The following is a 19,178-nucleotide window of genomic DNA, read 5'->3' on the forward strand; positions in this document are numbered from 1 at the left end:
GTGGACGTTGACGACAAGGTGCTCGACTACATCAAGCGGACCGTGGCCGAGCTGCGCCAGACCCGCGCCGAGCTCGCCGACCTGCGGGCCGGGACGGCCGAGCCGATCGCCGTGGTCGGCATCGGCGTCCGGCTGCCGGGCGGTGTCACCAGCCCGGACGCGCTCTGGGACCTCGTCGCCGGCGAGGTCGACGCCGTCACGGACTTCCCGGCCGACCGCGGCTGGGACGTCGACGCCGTCTACGACCCCGACCCGGACGCGTCCGGCAAGACCTACACCCGCTCCGGCTGCTTCCTGCACGACGCGACACTGTTCGACCCCGGCTTCTTCGGCATCTCGCCGCGGGAAGCCCTGGCGATGGATCCCCAGCAGCGGCTGCTGCTGCAGACCTCGTGGGAGGCGCTCGAGCGCGCGGGCATCGACCCGTCGACGCTGCCGGGCAGCCGGACCGGCGTGTTCTTCGGCGCGGCCGCGCAGGGGTACGGCGCTCAGCTGCGCGAGTCCGCGGGCGCGGACGGCTACGCGCTGACCGGGTCGTCGTCCAGCGTGCTCTCCGGGCGGGTCGCCTACGTGCTCGGGCTGCGCGGTCCGGCTGTCACGCTGGACACCGCGTGTTCGTCTTCGCTGGTCGCGCTGCACCTGGCCGCCCAGTCGCTGCGGGCCGGGGAGTGCTCGCTCGCCCTCGCCGGCGGGGCTACGGTGATGGAGACGCCGAGCATCTTCGTCGAGTTCTCCCGCCAGCGCGGCCTGTCCGCGGACGGCCGCTGCAAGTCCTATTCGGACACCGCCGATGGCACGGGCTGGGGTGAGGGGGTCGGAGTGCTGGCGCTGCAACGGCTTTCCGATGCTCGCCGCGAAGGCCGTCCGGTCCTGGCCGTGGTGCGCGGGAGCGCGGTCAACGCCGACGGCGCGTCGAACGGCCTGACCGCCCCGAACGGCCCGGCTCAGCAGGAAGTCATCCGGCAGGCCCTGGGCAGTGCCGGGCTGACACCGTCCGAAGTGGACGCCGTCGAGGGGCACGGGACGGGCACGACCCTCGGCGACCCGATCGAGGTGCAGGCGCTGCTGGCGACGTACGGTGCGGGCCGGGAAACCCCGCTGTGGCTGGGTTCGCTGAAGTCGAACGTCGGCCACACCCAGGCGGCGGCCGGGGTGGCCGGCGTGATCAAGATGATCCTCGCGATGCGCCACGGCGTGCTGCCGCGCACCCTGCACGTCACCGAGCCGTCGTCCCGGGTGGACTGGAACGGCGTCCGGCTGCTGACCGAGGCGCGGCCGTGGCCGGAGACCGGCCGGCCGCGGCGGGCGGGGGTGTCGTCGTTCGGGGTGTCGGGGACGAACGCGCACGTCGTCGTCGAGCAGGTCGCGGACGAGCCCGAGCCCGAGCCGGCGCCGACCAGCGGTGTCGTGCCGCTGGTGGTGTCCGCTCGCTCGGCCGCGGGGCTGACCGAGCAGGCGGCGCGGCTCGCGGACTTCCTGGAAACCGGGGCGGACCTGGGTGCGTCGGCGGCGGCGCTGGTGCGCACGCGGGCGCGGTGGGAGCACCGGGCGGTCGTCTGGGCGGCGGACCGCGCGGCGGCGATCGCGGCGCTGCGGGACGTCCGCGGTCGCGAGGCCGGACCGGCGGAGCCGGCGTTCCTCTTCACCGGCCAGGGTGCTCAGCGACCGGAGATGGGCTTCGAACTGGCCGCGGAGTTCCCCGTGTTCGCGGCGGCGTTCGACGAGGTGTGCGCCGCCTTCGACGCACACCTGGACCAGCCGCTGCGTTCGGCGCTCGGCTCGGAGCTGGTGCACGACACGGGGTATGCGCAGGCGGGGTTGTTCGCGTTCGAGGTCGCCCTGCACCGGCTGCTGGCGTCCTTCGGGCTGCGACCGCGCACGGTCGCCGGGCATTCCCTCGGCGAGCTGACGGCGGCGTACGTGGCGGGGGTGTTCTCGCTCGAAGACGCGGCGATGCTGGTCGCGGCGCGCGGACGGCTGATGGCCGAGCTGCCGCCCGGGGTGATGGTCGCGGTGCCGGCGTCCGAGGCGGACGTGGCGCCGGTGCTCGGCGACGGCGTCTGGCTGGCCGCGGTCAACGGGCCCGAGTCGGTGGTGCTGTCCGGTTCCGCATCGGCGATCGACGCGGCGGTGGCGCGGCTGCCGTACCGCACGAAACGGCTGCCGGTGGCGCACGCGTTCCACTCGGGACTGGTGGAGCCGGTGCTGGCGCCGTTCGCCCGGGTCGCCGCCCGGGTGACCTACCGGGAACCCGCGCTGCCGCTGGTGTCCACTGTGTCCGGTGCGGTGGCTGGCCCGGAGATCCGGTCGGCGCAGTACTGGGTGGACCAGATCCGCTCGACGGTGCGCTTCGCCGACGCACTGGCCGCGCTGCCGGCGTCGGTGCTGCTGGAGGTGGGTCCCGACGCGGCGCTCACGGCGACGGCACCGGACGTGGTGCCGTTCGGCCGTCGCGGACGGCCCGAGGTGGCGGCGTTCCGCGCGGGGCTGGCGGAGGCCTTCACCCGGGGCGTGGCCGTGTCGTGGGAACCGGCGCTACCGCCGGTGACCGGCCGGGTCACCTTGCCGACGACGGCGTTCCAGCAGGAACGGTACTGGCTGACCCCGGGCAAGCCGGCCGACGCGACCGGACTCGGCCTGGACGAGGTGACGCACCCGATCCTGGCCGCGGCCCTGGAGGACCCGGCAACGGGCGCACTCACCCTGACCGGTCGCCTGACGGCGGAGGCGGACTCGTCGACGTGGCTGGAGCTGGCGTTCCAGGCCGGTGACCGAGCCGGAACTCCGGTGGTCCGCCGGCTGACGGCGGAACGCCGCCTGGCCCTCGCGCCGGGAACCCGGGTGCCGGTGCGCGTGGTCGCCGGCCCGGAGCACTCGGGCCGACGCGAACTGGAGATCCACACCCGCCCGGCCGGGGGCACCTGGGTGCGGTGCGCCACCGGCACACTGGCCGCGGCGAAGCCGGCCGGCACCGAGCCCCGAACCGGGGAAACCGGTCCTGAAGCCGCCCTCCCGACCGGCGTCGATCCGGAGACCTTCTCGCTGCACCCCGCGCTGCTCGCCGCCGCACTCGCGCCGCTGGGCGGGCCGGCCGCGGAATGGACCGATGTCGTGCTGCACGCCACCGGTGCCCGCGCCGCCCGAGTCCGATACGACGGCCGGTCCCTGACCTTGCGGGACTCCGCCGGCGCCCTGATCCTCTCCGCCGGGTCCGTGACGACCGCGCCGGTTCCGCTCGCCGAGACCACCGCCGACTCCCTCTTCGCCGTCGAATGGCGGCCGGCCGAACCCGGCACCGCGGCGCCCCCGGCGATCTTCGAACCCGGTACCGGCGACCTGCGCACCGTGCTCGCCGAGACCCTCGCGGCCCTGCAAACGGCCGACCGCCTGCTCGTCGTGACCCGCAACGCCCACGGCCCCGACCCCGATCCCGTCGCGACGGCCGTCTGGGGACTGGTCCGCTCCGCGCAGACCGAGCACCCGGGCCGCTACTTCCTCGCCGACGTCGACACCGCCGAACGGCCCGAAGCACTCGTCGCGGCCGGTGAAGAGCAGTGCCGGATCTCCGGGGGAGAACTGCTGGTTCCCCGCCTCGTTCGCGCGGCGCCCGAGCCCGAAGACCGCCGGCTCGACCCGGAGGGCACCGTTCTCGTCACCGGTGGCACCGGCATGCTCGGCTCGGCGGTCGCGGAGTTCCTCGCGCGCGACCTCGGCGTGCGCCACCTCTTGCTCGCCTCCCGCCGCGGCCCGGCCGCCGAAGGCGCCGCCGGACTGGTGGCTCGCTTGGCGGCCGCCGGCGCGGAAACCGACATCGTCGCCTGTGACACCGCGGATCGCGACCAGGTTCGCGCTCTTCTCGCGCGGGTGCCGGAAACCGCCCCGCTCACCGCGGTCGTGCACACCGCCGGCGTCATCGACGACGGCCTCCTCGGCGACCTCGACCCCACCCGGCTCGACGTGGTGCTGCGGGCCAAAGCCGACTCGGCCGCGCATCTCGACGAGCTGACCCGCGGGGCGCGGCTCGCCGCGTTCGTGCTCTTCTCCTCCGCCGCCGGTGTCCTCGGCGGGGCCGGCCAGGCCAACTACGCCGCCGCCAACGCCTTCCTCGACGGCCTCGCCGCCCGGCGCCGGGCCGCCGGCGACACCGCGATCTCCCTCGCGTGGGGGCTGTGGGCCGGAGACGGCCGCATCTCCGGCGCCGCCGACGCCGCCCGCATGGCCCGCGCCGGGTTCGGCGCCCTCGACCGCGACCACGGCCTGCGCCTCCTGCGCACCGCGCTGACCTCGGCGACGTCCGTGCTCGTCCCGATGGCCCTCGACCTGCCCGTCCTGCGCGAACGCGCCCAGGACCAGGGTGTTCCGCCGTTGCTGGCCGAGCTCGTCGGGCCGGTCCGGCGCGTCGCCGCGCAGGCGAACCGGCACGCCGACGTCGACCAGCTCACCAGCCTCGTGCGCGAAGAAGCCGCTGCCGTCCTCGGCGGCGCCGTCGCCGCCACGCAGGCGTTCCGCGACGCCGGGTTCGACTCCCTCACCGCCCTCGAACTGCGCAACAAGCTCGCCGACCGCACCGGTACGTCCCTGCCGTCCACCGTCGTCTTCGACCACCCGGACCCGCGTGCCCTCGCCGAGCACCTGCACGCCGAACTCGGCGGCGCGCCCACCACCGGCGCCGCGACAGCCACCACGACCACCGACGACCCGATCGTCATCGTCGGGGTCGGGCTGCGGCTGCCGGGTGGCGTCGAGAGTCCCGAGGCGCTCTGGGACGTCGTCGACGGCGGGGTCGACGCCCTCTCGCCGTTCCCCGCCGACCGCGGCTGGGACACGACGGCCCTTGGCGGCATCGCCCCCCTCGGCGGCTTCCTCGCCGGTGCCGGCCGGTTCGACCCGGCGTTCTTCGGCATCTCGCCCCGCGAAGCCCTCGCGATGGATCCGCAGCAGCGCCTCCTGCTCCAGACGTCCTGGGAAGCTCTCGAACGCGCCGGGATCGCCCCGACGTCGCTGCGCGGCCAGGACGCCGGGGTGTTCTTCGGCGCCTCGGCCCTCGGCTACGGCATGCGCGGCCCCGGCTTCGCCGACGAAACCGCCGGGTTCGCCATGACCGGCGCCTCGGCCGGCATCATCTCCGGCCGGGTGGCCTACGTCCTCGGCACGCGCGGACCCGCCGTCACCGTGGACACCGCCTGCTCGTCCTCGCTGGTCGCGGTGCACCTGGCCGCGCAGTCGCTGCGCTCGGGCGAGTCGTCGCTCGCCCTCGCCGGCGGGGCGGCGGTGATGGCCACCCCGGCCGCCTTCACCGAGTTCGCCCGGCAGGGCGGGCTCGCCGCGGACGGCCGGTGCAAGTCCTTTTCGGACGACGCCGACGGCACCAGCTGGGGCGAAGGCGTCGGGGTCCTGGTGCTGCAACGGCTTTCCGACGCACTCCGCGGCGGCCGCGAGATCCTGGCCGTCGTCAAGGGCAGTGCGGTCAACTCCGACGGCGCCTCCAACGGACTGACCGCACCGAACGGCCCCGCCCAGCAGGCGGTGCTCCGGCAAGCACTGGCCAACGCCGGTGTCATCCCGTCCGAAGTGGACGTCGTCGAGGCTCACGGCACCGGCACCACCCTCGGCGACCCGATCGAAGTCCACGCGCTCCAAGCGGTCTACGGCCAAGACCGCGAGACGCCGTTGCGGCTCGGCTCGCTGAAGTCGAACATCGGCCACGCGCAGGCCGCGGCCGGGGTCGCCGGGATCGTGAAGGTGCTCATGGCACTGCGGCACGGCGTGCTGCCGCGCACGCTGCACGTCACCGCACCATCGTCCCGGGTGGACTGGAGTGCCGGCGCGGTCCGGCTGCTCACCGAGGCCGAGGAGTGGCCGCGCGGGGACCGGCCGCGCCGGGCGGGTGTGTCGTCGTTCGGCGTGAGCGGGACCAACGCGCACGTGGTGCTCGAAGAGCCGCCCGCCGCACCGGAACCCGCGCCGGTCGCCGACGCCGGTGTGGTGCCGGTGGTCGTGTCGGCCCGTTCTGCCGCCGGCCTGGCCGCGCAGGCCGAGCGGGTCGCCGGCCACCTCGGCGGCCAGGAGACCCTCGCCACCTCGGCGTGGTCCTTGCTGCGGGCCCGCGCGCTGGGGGACCACCGGGCCGTCGTCCTGGCCGCGTCCGCCGCGGAGGCCGCGGACGGCCTGCACACCGGCGCGATCCGGGGCGTGGTCGATCCCGCACGGGACGGTGTCGCGGTCCTCTTCACCGGCCAGGGTGCGCAGCGGCCGGAGATGGGCTTCGGGCTGGCGGCGGAGTTCCCGGTGTTCGCGGCGGCGTTCGACGAGGCGTGCGCCGCCTTCGACGCGCACCTGGACCGGCCGTTGCGCGACGCGATCGCCTCGGATCTGGTGCACGAAACGCGGTACACGCAGGCCGGGCTGTTCGCCGTCGAAGTCGCGATGGCGCGGCTGGCCGCGTCGCTCGGGGTGCGGCCGCGCCTGGTGGCCGGGCATTCGCTGGGGGAGCTGACCGCGGCGCACGTCGCCGGGGTGTTCTCGCTGGCCGACGCGGCGATGCTCGTCGCCGCGCGGGGCCGGTTGATGCAGGAGCTGCCACCGGGCGGCGCGATGGTCGCGGTCGCCGCGTCCGAAGCGGACGTCGAAGCGGTGCTCGGCGACGGCGTCTGGCTCGCGGCGGTGAACGGGCCCCGGTCGGTCGTGCTGTCCGGCGAGGCAGCCGCCGTGCACGCGGCCGCCGCGCGGCTGCCGGTCAAGACGACCGCGCTCACGGTGAGCCACGCGTTCCACTCCGGACTCGTCGAGCCGATGCTCGCCGAGTACGCCGAAGTCGTCCGCCGCGTCGAGTTCCGCGAGCCGGTCGTGCCGCTGGTGTCCACGGTGACCGGTGCGCTCGCCGGGGAAGAGCTGTGCACGCCGGAGTACTGGGTCGAGCAGGTGCGCCGCCCGGTGCGGTTCGCCGACGCCGTCGCCACCGTGCTGGACGCGTCGGTCGCGGCGATCCTGGAAGCGGGCCCGGATGCGGCGCTGACCGCCGCCGTCGGGGACTTCCCGGACGCGCCGCCCGCCGTCGCGCTGACCCGCCGCGACCGGCCGGAGGCCGAGACCGCGCGCACCGCACTGGCCACCCTCTTCGCCCACGGCGTCCCGGTCGACTGGACGCCGTTGTTCCCCGCCGGGCTCCCGATCGTGCCGGTGCCGACGACGGCGTTCCAGGAGCGGCACTTCTGGCTGACCACCGGGCCGGCCGGCACCGGCGTCCGGTCCGTCGCGCACCCGCTGCTCGGCGCCGAAGTCGCGAACGCCGCCACCGGCGGGGTCGTGCTGACCGGGCGGATCGCCCGCGACACCCACCCGTGGCTGGCCGACCACGCGATCGAAGGCACCGTCGTCGTCCCCGGCACGGCGCTGGTCGAGCTGGCCGTGCAGGCCGGTGACCGCCTGGGCCGGCCCGTCGTGGGCGAACTGGTCGTGGAAGCCCCGCTGCGCCTGACCGACGCGCCCGTCACCGTCCAGGTGAGCGCCGACGGCGATGGCACGGTCGACGTCTATTCCCAAGTGGACGGTGGGGAGTGGACCCGCCACGCCACCGGCACCTTGACCGCGGCCGCACCGGCGGTGACCACGCCGGTCGAATGGCCCCCGGCCGGCGCCGAGCCACTGGGGACCGGCGGCTTCTACGACGTCCTCGCCGGCCGCGGTTACGGCTACGGGCCCGCGTTCCAGGGCGTGACCGCGGCTTGGCGGCGCGGCGACGAACTGTTCGCCGAGGTCGTGTTGCCCGAGGGCGCGGACGCCGGTGGGTTCGCCGTCCACCCGGCGCTGTTCGACGCCGCTCTGCACCCGGCCATCCTGGACGCGGGCGACGCGGTCTCCCTGCCCTTCGCCTGGACGGACGTCGCCGTGCACGCCACCGGCGCCACCGCGGTGCGCGCGTGGCTGCGGCCCACCGGTGGCGGGCTCGCGGTCGACCTCACCGACGCCGCCGGCCGGCCGGTGCTGTCGGTCGGTTCGCTGACCACCCGGCCGGTCCCGCGGGCCGCGCTCGCCCGCCCGGCGGACGACGCCCTCTTCCGCCTGCGCTGGAAAACCCTGCCCCTGAACAGCGGCGCCAACCCTCCCGAGTGGACACTTCTCCGCCTCGACGCCGTGGCAGGCGACGAAACCCGCCGCGTGCGCGAGCTGACCGGCCGTGTCCTGACCGCGGTCCAGGAGTTCCTGGCCGGGGCACCGGCGGACAAGCGGCTGGTCGTCGTCACGACCGGTGCGGTCGACCTCGACGGCCCGCCGGACCCGGCCGCCGCGGCGGTGTGGGGCCTCGTGCGCAGCGCGCAGACCGAGAACCCGGGCCGCCTTGTCCTGGTCGACGGCGAACTCCCGGCCGGCCTGCTCGCGACGCTGGCCGCCACGGGGGAGGACCAGTGCGCGGTGCGGGACGGCCGGGCGTGGGTGCCCCGGCTCGTCCGCCACACCATCGAAGGTCTCGAGCTCCCCGCCGGGGACGCGTGGACGCTGGGGACGTCGGGCGGGACGTTCGACGACCTCGCGTTCGTCCCGTCCACAGCGGAACCACTGACGGCCGGGCAGGTGCGCGTCGCGGTGCGCGCGGCCGGGGTGAACTTCCGGGACGTGCTGTCCGGGCTCGCGGTCGACGTCGGCGCGGCCGGGATGGGCGGCGAATGCGCCGGGGTGGTCTCCGAGGTCGGGCCCGGCGTGCGGGAACCGGCCGTCGGCGACCGGGTGCTCGGCATGGTGCCCGGCAGCTTCGCCCCGCAGGTCATCGCGGACGCGCGCACGCTCGCCCGGATTCCGGCCGGCTGGTCGTTCGAGCGGGCGGCGTCGGTGCCGGTGGCGTTCATGACCGCGTGGTACGCGCTGGTCGACCTGGCCGCTGTGCGACCCGGCGAGCGGGTGCTGGTCCACGCCGCGGCCGGCGGTGTCGGCATGGCCGCGGTTCAGGTCGCCCGGCACCTCGGTGCCGAGGTGTATGCGACCGCGAGCCCGGGCAAGCAGCACCTCTTGCGGGAGATGGGTGTCGCCGAGGATCACATCGCGAATTCCCGGACCCTCGGTTTCGCGGACGCGTTCGGCGAGGTGGACGTGGTGCTCAACTCCCTCGCGGGTGAGTTCGTGGACGCCTCGCTGGGGTTGCTGGCCGAGGGCGGCCGGTTCCTGGAGATGGGCAAGACCGACCTCCGGACCGGCGTCGACGGCTACCGGGCGTTCGACCTGCCCGAAGCCGGCCCGGTCCGGATCGGTGAACTGCTGCGCGAGGTCCTCGGCCGGTTCGGGACCGGCGACCTGCGGCCGATCCCGGTCACGACGTGGGACGTCCGCCGGGCGCCCGAAGTGTTCCGGGTGATGGCGCAGGGCAAGCACGTGGGCAAGAACGTCCTGACCCTGCCGCGTGCCCTCGACCCGCAGGGCACGGTGCTGATCACCGGCGGCACCGGGATGCTGGGCTCGCTGCTCGCCCGGCACCTGGTCACCGAACACGGCGCGCGCAACCTGGTGCTCGCGTCTCGCCGGGGTGAGGACACCGAGACCGCCCGTGAACTCCGGGAACTCGGTGCGGACGTCCGGGTGGTCGCCTGTGACACCAGCGATCGCGAAGCCGTGCGCTCGCTGGTGGACGCCGCGGGATCGTTGACCGGTGTCGTGCACGCGGCCGGTGTCCTCGACGACGGCACACTGTCCTCTTTGGACGCAGACCACCTCGACCGGGTCTTCGCGCCGAAGGTCGACGGTGCGATCCATCTCGACGAGCTGACCCGCGACGCCGACCTCGCGCTGTTCGCCGTCTTCTCGTCGGTCGCCGGGGTGCTCGGCGCCGCCGGGCAGGCGAACTACGCGGCCGCGAACGCCTTCCTCGACGCGCTCGCCGCCCGCCGGCCGGGTGCCCTCTCCCTGGCGTGGGGTCTCTGGGCGGGCGAAACCGGCATGAACGCCCAGGCCGACACCGCGCGGCTCGCCCGCGCCGGGTTCGGTGCGCTCGACCCCGCCCGCGGGCTCGCGCTGTTCGACCGCGCGCTCGGCTCGCCGCGTCCGGCGCTGGTGCCGATGGCCGTCGACGTCCGCGCGCTGCGCGACGTCCCGCCGATCCTGCGTGATCTCGCCACGCCCGCCCGGCGTCCGGCGCGGGCCGCCGCGGTCGCGGCCGTCCGGCCCGGCGGCGACCTCGACGCGCTGGTCGAACTGGTCCGCGCCGAAGCCGCCGCCGTCCTCGGCGGCGACAAGCACACGATCGGCGCCGCTCAGGCGTTCCGCGATGTCGGCTTCGACTCCCTGACCGCCGTCGAACTGCGCAACCGGCTCACCGCCGCGACCGGCACCGCGCTGCCCGCCACCGCTGTCTTCGACCACCCGAACCCGCGCTCGCTCGCCGCCCACCTGTTCGGCGAACCCGCCACCACGCCCGAGCCGGTACGGACGGCAACCACCGGCGACCCGGTCGTGGTCGTCGGGATGGGCGTGCGCCTGCCTGGCGGCGTCGACACCCCCGAAGGCCTGTGGGAGCTGGTCCGCGCCGGCGTCGACGCCATCACCGGCTTCCCCGCCGGCCGCGGCTGGGACCTCGACGCCCTCTACCACCCCGACCCCGACCACCCCGGCACCGCGACCACCCGCTCGGGCGGGTTCCTCCACGACGCCGGCCGGTTCGACGCCGCGTTCTTCGGCATCACCCCGCGCGAAGCGCTCGCCATGGACCCGCAGCAACGGCTCCTGCTGCAGACGTCCTGGGAAGCCCTCGAACGCGCCGGGATCGCGCCGACGTCGCTGCGCGGGCAGCGCGCCGGGGTGTTCGTCGGCGCGTCCGCGCAGCACTACGGCGCCCACTCGGCGAACCCCGACGTCGAGGGGTACGTGCTCACCGGCTCGTCGTCGAGCGTGCTGTCCGGCCGGGTCGCCTACGTGCTGGGCACGCAAGGCCCGTCGGTGACCGTGGACACGGCGTGCTCGTCGTCGCTGGTGGCGCTGCACCTGGCCGCGCAGTCCCTGCGCTCGGGCGAGTGCTCCCTGGCCCTCGCCGCCGGCGCGTCCGTGATGGCGACGCCGGGGATGTTCGTCGAGTTCTCGCGCCAGCGCGGCCTTTCCCCCGACGGCCGCTGCAAGTCCTTTTCGGACACCGCCGACGGCACCGGCTGGAGCGAAGGCGTCGGCGTCCTCGTGCTGCAGCGGCTGTCCGACGCCGTCCGCGAAGGCCGGGAGGTCTTGGCCGTCGTGCGCGGGACGGCGGTGAACTCCGACGGCGCGTCCAACGGCCTCACCGCGCCGAACGGGCCCGCCCAGCAGGCCGTGCTCCGCCAGGCACTGGCCGACGCCGGCCTCGAGCCGTCCGAAGTGGACGTGATCGAAGGTCACGGCACCGGAACGACCCTCGGCGACCCGATCGAAGTCCAGGCCCTGCAAGCGGTCTACGGACCCGAGCGCGACCCGGCGCGCCCCCTGCTGCTGGGCTCGCTGAAGTCCAACCTCGGCCACGCGCAGGCCGCGGCCGGGGTGGCCGGGGTGATCAAGGTGATCGAGGCGATGCGCCACGGCGTCGCGCCGCAGTCCCTGCACGCCGGCACGCCCTCGTCCCGGGTCGACTGGGCGGCCGGGGTCCGGCTGCTCGCCGAGGCCGAGGACTGGCCGCGGACGGACCGGCCGCGGCGGGCGGGGGTGTCGTCGTTCGGGGTGAGCGGGACCAACGCGCACGTCGTCCTGGAGCAAGGGCCGCCCGCTGCCGAAACCGGCCCGGCCGGGCTGACCGCACCGGTGCCGGTCGTCGTGTCCGCGCGGACCCCGGCCGGGTTCGACGCCCAAGCCGAGCGGCTCGCGTCCTTCTTGGACGCTGACGCCGACCTCGGCCGCGTCGCGTGGACGCAGCTCCAGGCCCGCGCCGCCTGGGAACACCGGGCGGTCGTGTTCGCCGCCGACCCCGCCTCGGCGGCCGCTGCCCTCCGCGAAGCGCGTCCCTCGCCGGTCGCGCCGGGGAGCGGGGTCGCGTTCGTGTTCACCGGGCAAGGCGCCCAACGCCCGGGGATGGGGCTGGAGCTGGCGGCCGGGTTCCCGGTGTTCGCGGCGGCGTTCGACGAGGTCTGCGCCGAGTTCGATCGCCACCTGGACGTGCCGCTGCGGGAGGCGATCGCGTCGGACCGGGTGCACGAGACGGTCTACACGCAGGCGGGATTGTTCGCGTTCGAGGTCGCGGCCGTCCGGTTGCTGGCGTCGTTCGGCGTCCGCCCGCGCGTGGTGGCCGGGCACTCGCTGGGGGAGCTGACGGCCGCCTACGTCGCCGGGGTGTTCTCGTTGCCGGACGCGGCGATGCTGGTCGCACACCGCGGGCGGCTGATGCAGGAGCTGCCCGAAGGCCTGATGGTCGCGGTGGAAGCGGGCGAAGACCTCGAGCTGCCCGAAGGTGTCTGGCTCGCGGCGGTCAACGGTCCGGCGTCGATCGTGGTGTCCGGCGAGGCCGCGGCGGTTCGCGCGGTTTCCGCGTCGCTGCCGGTGCGGACGCGGGAACTGCCGGCGCGGCAGGCGTTCCACTCCGGACTGGTCGAGCCGATGCTGGCGGAGTTCGCCGAGGTGGCCGCCCGCGTCGAGTACCGCGAACCGGCGCTGCCGCTCGTGTCCACAGTGTCCGGTGCGCTCGCCGGGGACGAGCTGCTGACCACGGCGTACTGGGTGGACCAGGTCCGCCGGCCCGTCCGGTTCGCCGACGCCGCCCGGACGATCACCAGGCAGGGGGTCGCGGCGATCCTGGAAGCCGGGCCCGACGGGGTGCTCACCGCAATGCTGCCGGACGGCGGCATTGCCTTGACCCGGCGCGACCGGCCCGAGCGCGAGGCGGTCCTCGCCGCACTGGGACGACTGTTCGAACGAGGCACCGACGTCGACTGGACGCCGCTGTTCCCGGCCGCCGCGCGGCGGATCGTGCCGGTCCCGACGACGGCGTTCCAGGAGGAGCTCTACTGGCTCGCGGCCGGCGGCCCGGGCGACGCGGCGGGCTTCGGCCAGCTGCCCGTCCGGCACCCGGTGCTGAGCGCGGCCGTCGAAGACCCCGCGACCGGCGGCATCGTCCTCACCGGACGGATCTCGCCGGGCGCACCGGCGTGGCTAGCCGACCACGAAGTCGGCGGTGCGGCGCTGCTGCCCGGCACCGCGCTGCTCGACCTGGCCGTGCGGGCCGGCGACCACGTCGGTGCGCCGGCAGTGCGGGAGCTGGTCATCGAAGCGCCGCTGTGGCTGGACCGGGCGGTGCGGGTGCAAGTGGCCGTCGGCGCCGAGGAGGACGGCGGGCGGCCGGTCGCGATCCGCTCCTGCCCGGTGTCCGGTCCCGGCGGCTGGACCCGGCATGCGGCCGGCGTCCTCACCGCGGCCGGCGCACCCGGCCGCCCCCTGGACGCCTGGCCCCCGGCCGCGGACCCCGTTCCGGTCGAGGACTTCTACGACGTCCTCGCCGAACGCGGCTACGCCTACGGCCCGGCCTTCCGCGGCGTCACCGCGATGTGGCGCGGTGAGGCCGAACTGTTCGCGGAGGTCGAGCTGCCGTCCGGGCTGGACGCGTCGGCGTTCGCCCTTCACCCGGCCCTGTTCGACGCCGCGCTCCACCCGGCCGCGGTCGACGCGGACACCCTCGCCCTGCCCTTCTCGTGGACCGGCGTCACCGTGCACGCCACCGGTGCGTCCGCGCTGCGCGTGCGCCTCCGCTCGTCCGGCGACGGACTGGCCCTCGACCTCGCCGACGCCACCGGCGCCCCGGTCGCGACCGTCGGATCGTTGCGCACCCGGCCCGTGCCGGGACCGCGGCCGGCACCGATCGACGACGCGCTGTTCACCGTCACCTGGACTGAACTCGACCCGGTAGCCGGACCGTCCGTCGGCTGGACGGAGCTGCCCGCCGATCCCGCCGGGCCGGGGGACGAACCGGCGCGGGTGCGGGCCGCCACCGGCCGGGTGCTGCGCGCCCTGCAAGACGCCCTGGCCGACCCGGCCGGGCGCCTGGTGGTCGTGCCGTCCGGCGCGGCGGACGACCCGGTCGCCGCCGCCGTCCGGGGCCTCGTCCGGTCCGCGCAGATCGAGCATCCCGGCCGGTTCCTGCTGGTCGACGGCGAAGTGACCGACGAGGTCGTCTCGGCGCTGGTCGGGGCCGGCGAAACCGAGGCCCGCGTCAGCGACGGCCGGCTGCGGGTGCCGCGGCTCACCCGTCCCGAGCCGCCGCTCGTCCCGCCCGCCGGGCCGTGGGTCCTCACCTCGACCGGCGGCGGCACCTTCGACGACCTCGCGTTCGTGCCCGCGCCCCACGCCGAGGCGCCGCTCGAACCGGGCCGGGTCCGGATCGGCGTCCGTGCCGCCGGGCTCAACTTCCGCGACGTCCTGGCCGGGCTCGGCGTCGACGTCGGCGCGGCCGGGATGGGCGGGGAAGCCGCCGGCGTGGTCCTGGAAACCGGAGCCGAGGTGACCGGCTTCGCCGTCGGCGACCGGGTCTTCGGCATGGTGCCGCAGGGCTTCGGCCCCCTCGTGGTCGCGGACGCGCGCACCCTCGCGCCCATCCCCGCCGGCTGGTCGTTCGAGCGGGCGGCGTCGCTGCCGGTCGTGTTCCTGACCGCCTGGTACGGCCTGGTCGACCTGGCCCGGGTGCGGCCCGGCGAGCGCGTGCTGATCCACGCCGCCGCGGGTGGCGTCGGGATGGCGGCGGTCCGGATCGCCCACCACCTCGGCGCCGAGGTGTACGCGACCGCGAGCCCGGGCAAGCAGCACCTCTTGCGGGAGATGGGTGTCGCCGAGGATCACATCGCGAATTCCCGGACCCTCGGTTTCGCGGACGCGTTCGGCGAGGTGGACGTGGTGCTCAACTCCCTCGCGGGTGAGTTCGTGGACGCCTCGCTGGGGTTGCTGGCCGAGGGCGGCCGGTTCCTGGAGATGGGCAAGACCGACCTCCGGACCGGCGTCGAGCACTACCGGGCGTTCGACCTGCCCGAAGCCGGTCCCGAACGGCTCGGCGCGATGCTGCGCGAGATCCTCGACCTGGTCGAAACCGGTACCCTGCAGCCGATTCCGACGACGCCGTGGGACATCCGCCGCGCCCCCGAAGTCTTCCGGTTCATGGCCCAGGGCAAGCACGTGGGCAAGAACGTCCTGACCCTGCCGCGCGCCCTCGATCCCGGCGGCACGGTGCTGATCACCGGCGGCACCGGGATGCTGGGCTCGCTGGTCGCCCGGCACCTGGTCACCGAGCACGGCGTGCGGAGCCTGGTGCTGGCTTCCCGGCGGGGCGAGGACACCGAGACCGCCGGCGAACTGCGGGACCTCGGCGCGGAAGTCCGCGTGGTCGCCTGCGACACCGGCGATCGCGCGGCGGTGAAGTCCGTTGTGGACTCCGTCGCCTCCCTCACCGGGGTGGTGCACGCCGCCGGCGTCCTCGACGACGGCGTGCTGTCCTCTTTGGACGAGGAACGCCTCGACCGGGTCTTCACCGCGAAGGTCGACGGTGCGATCCACCTCGACGAGCTGACCCGCGACGCCGATCCCGCGCTGTTCGTGGTCTTCTCCTCCATCGCGGGCGTCTTCGGGGCCGCGGGACAGGCGAACTACGCGGCCGCGAACGCCTGCCTCGACGCGCTCGCCGCCCGTCGCCCGGGAGCGGTCGCGCTGGCGTGGGGACCGTGGTCCGGCGACACCGGGATGCGAGCCGGCACCGCGCGGCTCGCCCGCTCCGGCTTCGGCGCCCTCGAACCGGACCACGGGCTCGCGTTGTTCGACCGCGCGCTCGCCACCGGCCGGCCGGCGCTCGTCCCGATGGCCGCCGACTTCACGGCGGTGCGCGACGACGTCCCGCCGCTCCTGCGGGCCCCGGCCACCCCGGTCCGGCGGGCCGCCCGCACCGGCCACGACACCGGTCCGCTCCAGAACCGGCTCGCCCGCCTCGACCCGGCCGCGCGGCTGAGCACCCTCACCGACCTGGTCCGCGCCGAAGCCGCCGCCGTGATCGGCGGAGCCGGGCTCGACGCCACCCGGGCGTTCCGCGACGTCGGTTTCGACTCGCTGACCGCCGTCGAGCTGCGCAACCGCCTGGTCACCGCGACCGGCGTCGCCCTGCCCGCCACGGCCGTGTTCGACCACCCCAGCCCGGCCGCGCTGGCCGCCCACCTGCACACCGAACTGCTCGGCGCCACCGCCGAAGCCCGGCCGGCCACCACGACCACGGCGTCCGGCGAACCCATCGCGATCGTCGGCATCGGGCTCCGGCTGCCCGGCGGCATCACCGGCCCGGACGAGCTGTGGACGGCCCTGTCCGACGGCGTCGACGCGATGTCCGCGTTCCCGGACGATCGCGGCTGGGTGACCGGCGACCTCGGCGACACCGCCCGCGTCGGCGGCTTCCTGCACGACGCGGCCCGGTTCGATGCCGGCTTCTTCGGGATCTCCCGCCGCGAAGCCCTGGCCATGGACCCGCAGCAGCGGCTCGTGCTCCAGACGTCCTGGGAAGCCCTGGAACGCGCGGGCATCGCGCCGACCTCGGTGCGCGGCCGGGAAGTCGGCGTGTTCGTCGGTGCCATGGCCCAGGAGTACGGCACCCGGCCCGACGCGGCCGCCGCTGTCGCGGGGTACGGGCTGACCGGGTCGTCGGCGAGCGTCGTGTCCGGCCGGGTGTCCTACGTGCTCGGCGTGCAGGGACCGTCGGTGACCGTGGACACCGCGTGCTCGTCGTCGCTGGTCGCGCTGCACCTCGCGGTGCAGGCCCTGCGCGCGGGCGAGTGCTCGACGGCGCTCGCGGGTGGCGCCACGGTGATGGCCACCCCGGCCGCGTTCGCCGAATTCGCCCGCCAGCGCGGCCTCGCCGCGGACGGCCGCTGCAAGTCCTTTTCGGACGATGCCGACGGCACGGGCTGGGGTGAAGGCGCCGGAATGCTGGTTTTGCAGCGTCTTTCCGACGCCGTCCGCGACGGCCGGGAAGTGCTCGCGGTCGTGCGCGGCACCGCCGTCAACTCCGACGGCGCGTCCAACGGGCTCACCGCGCCGAACGGGCCGGCCCAGCAGGCGGTGATCCGGCGGGCGCTCGCCGCGGCCGGGGTCGAAGCGTCCGAAGTGGACGCCGTCGAGGCGCACGGCACCGGCACGGTGCTCGGCGACCCGATCGAGGCCCAGGCGCTGCTCGCCACGTACGGCCGCGACCGCGCACCCGAACGGCCGCTGTGGCTCGGCTCGGTGAAGTCGAACTTCGGCCACACCCAGGCCGCGGCCGGCGTCACCGGGGTGATCAAGGTGGCGCTGGCCCTGCGGCACGCCCGGCTGCCCCGGACCCTGCACGCGACCACGCCGTCGTCGCGCGTGGACTGGTCGTCCGGCGCGGTCCGGCTGCTCACCGACGCCCGCCCGTGGCCCGAGCACGGCCACCCGCGCCGGGCCGGGGTGTCGGCGTTCGGCATCTCCGGCACCAACGCCCACGCCGTCCTCGAACAGGCCCCCGACCGGCCGGGCACCCCGCCCGGCGACGCCGGGCCGGTCGTGCCCCTCGTGGTCTCGGCCCGCTCGGCCGACGCACTGGCCGCGCAGGTCACCCGCCTCGCCACCGGCCTCGACGACGACCTCGGCGCGGCCGCCTGGTCGCTGCTGACCACCCGCGCGCTCTGGGAGCACCGCGCGGTGGTGCTCGCCGGCGACCGCGACGACGCACTCACCCGGCTGCGTGACTTCGCGAGCGTCACGCGTGGTGCGGTGGACCCCGCCACCAGCGGCGTGGGTTTCCTGTTCACCGGCCAAGGCGCGCAGCGGCCGGGCATGGGACAGGAGCTGTACGAGACGTTCCCCGCGTACGCCGGGGCGTTCGACGAGGTCCGCGCCGAACTCGACCGCCACCTCGAGCGGCCGCTGGCCGAGGTGCTCGGCACCGAGCTGATCCACCGGACCGACTACACGCAGGCCGGCCTGTTCGCGGCCGAGGTGGCGATGGTGCGGCTGCTGGCGTCGTTCGGCGTGCGGCCGCGCGTGGTCGCCGGGCATTCCCTCGGCGAACTGACGGCCGCCCACGTGGCCGGGGTGTTCTCGGTGGCGGATGCGGCGCTGCTGGTCGCCGCCCGGGGCCGCCTGATGCGGTCCCTGCCGCCGGGCGGGCGGATGGTGGCCGTCACGGCCGCCGAAGCCGACGTCACTCCGCTGCTGGGCGACGGGGTCTGGCTCGCGGCGGTCAACGGCCCGCGGTCCGTGGTGCTCTCGGGGGAGTCCGGTGCGGTTCGCGCGGCCGCGAAAACGTTGGCGAGGCGCGGTTTCCGGACGACCGAGCTGGCCGTCGAGCACGCGTTCCACTCCGGACTGGTCGAACCGGTCCTCGCCGAGTTCGCGGAGATCGCGGCCGCGGTGGCGTACCACGAGCCGGCCGTGCCCGTGGTGTCCACTGTCTCCGGTGGCCTGGCCGGGGCGGAGCTGTGCACACCCGGGTACTGGGTCGAGCAGATCCGGCGGCCCGTGCGCTTCGGCGACGCCCTCCGCACCGTGGCCGCGCAGTCCGTGGCCGCCGTCCTCGAGGTCGGCCCGGACGCGGCGCTGACCGCCTTGGTCGAGCCGCCGCTGGCCGCGGTCGCGCTGAGCCGCCGCGAGCGACCGGAGCCCGCCACAGCCCTGGCCGCGCTCGCGGAACTGTTCGTGCGGGGCGTCGACGTCGACTGGACGCCGCTGTTCCCGGACGGCGCGAGGCGGGTCGTGCCCGTCCCGACGACGGCGTTCCAGGACCGGCACTACTGGCTCGCGCAGACCGCGCCCGCGGACGTCGCGGCCGCCGGGCTGCGGCCGGTGGGGCACCCGCTGCTGGGCGCGGTGGTCGAGGACCCGGTGTCCGGCGCCGTGGTACTGACCGGGCGGCTGTCCCGCGCCGCCGTCCCGTGGCTGGCCGATCACGTCGTCGCGGGCAAGGCCGTCGTGCCGGGCACGGCACTGGTCGAGCTGGCCCTGCGGGCCGGCGCCCAGGCCGGTACCCCCCTGCTTCGGGAGCTGGTCCTGGCCGCCCCGCTGCCGCTGGACGCCGTCCGGCAGCTGCACGTCGTCGCGGGGCCGGAGCAGGACGGACGCCGTCCGGTGACCGTGCACTCCCGCCGCGAAGGGGAGAGCGAGTGGACCCAGCACGCGACCGGCTTCCTCACCGCGGGCGAACCGACGGCGGCCGAGCTGCCGGAGTGGCCGCCCGCCGGCGCCGAACGCCTCGACCTGGACGGCTT

1 protein-coding gene (cut by a window edge) is annotated in these 19,178 nt (G+C 75.7%); it reads left to right on the forward strand.

The genetic code is table 11. The features are described 5' to 3' along the window. A protein-coding gene (locus A3CE_RS59180) for a type I polyketide synthase (protein WP_020638053.1) crosses the window boundary here: on the forward strand, positions 1-19,178 show its 5' portion. Its footprint extends 15,826 nt past the window's final position; only the first 19,178 of its 35,004 coding nucleotides appear in the window; it begins with the start codon at positions 1-3; the stop codon falls past the right edge of the window.

This window comes from Amycolatopsis balhimycina FH 1894, from assembly GCF_000384295.1.
Lineage (GTDB): Bacteria > Actinomycetota > Actinomycetes > Mycobacteriales > Pseudonocardiaceae > Amycolatopsis > Amycolatopsis balhimycina.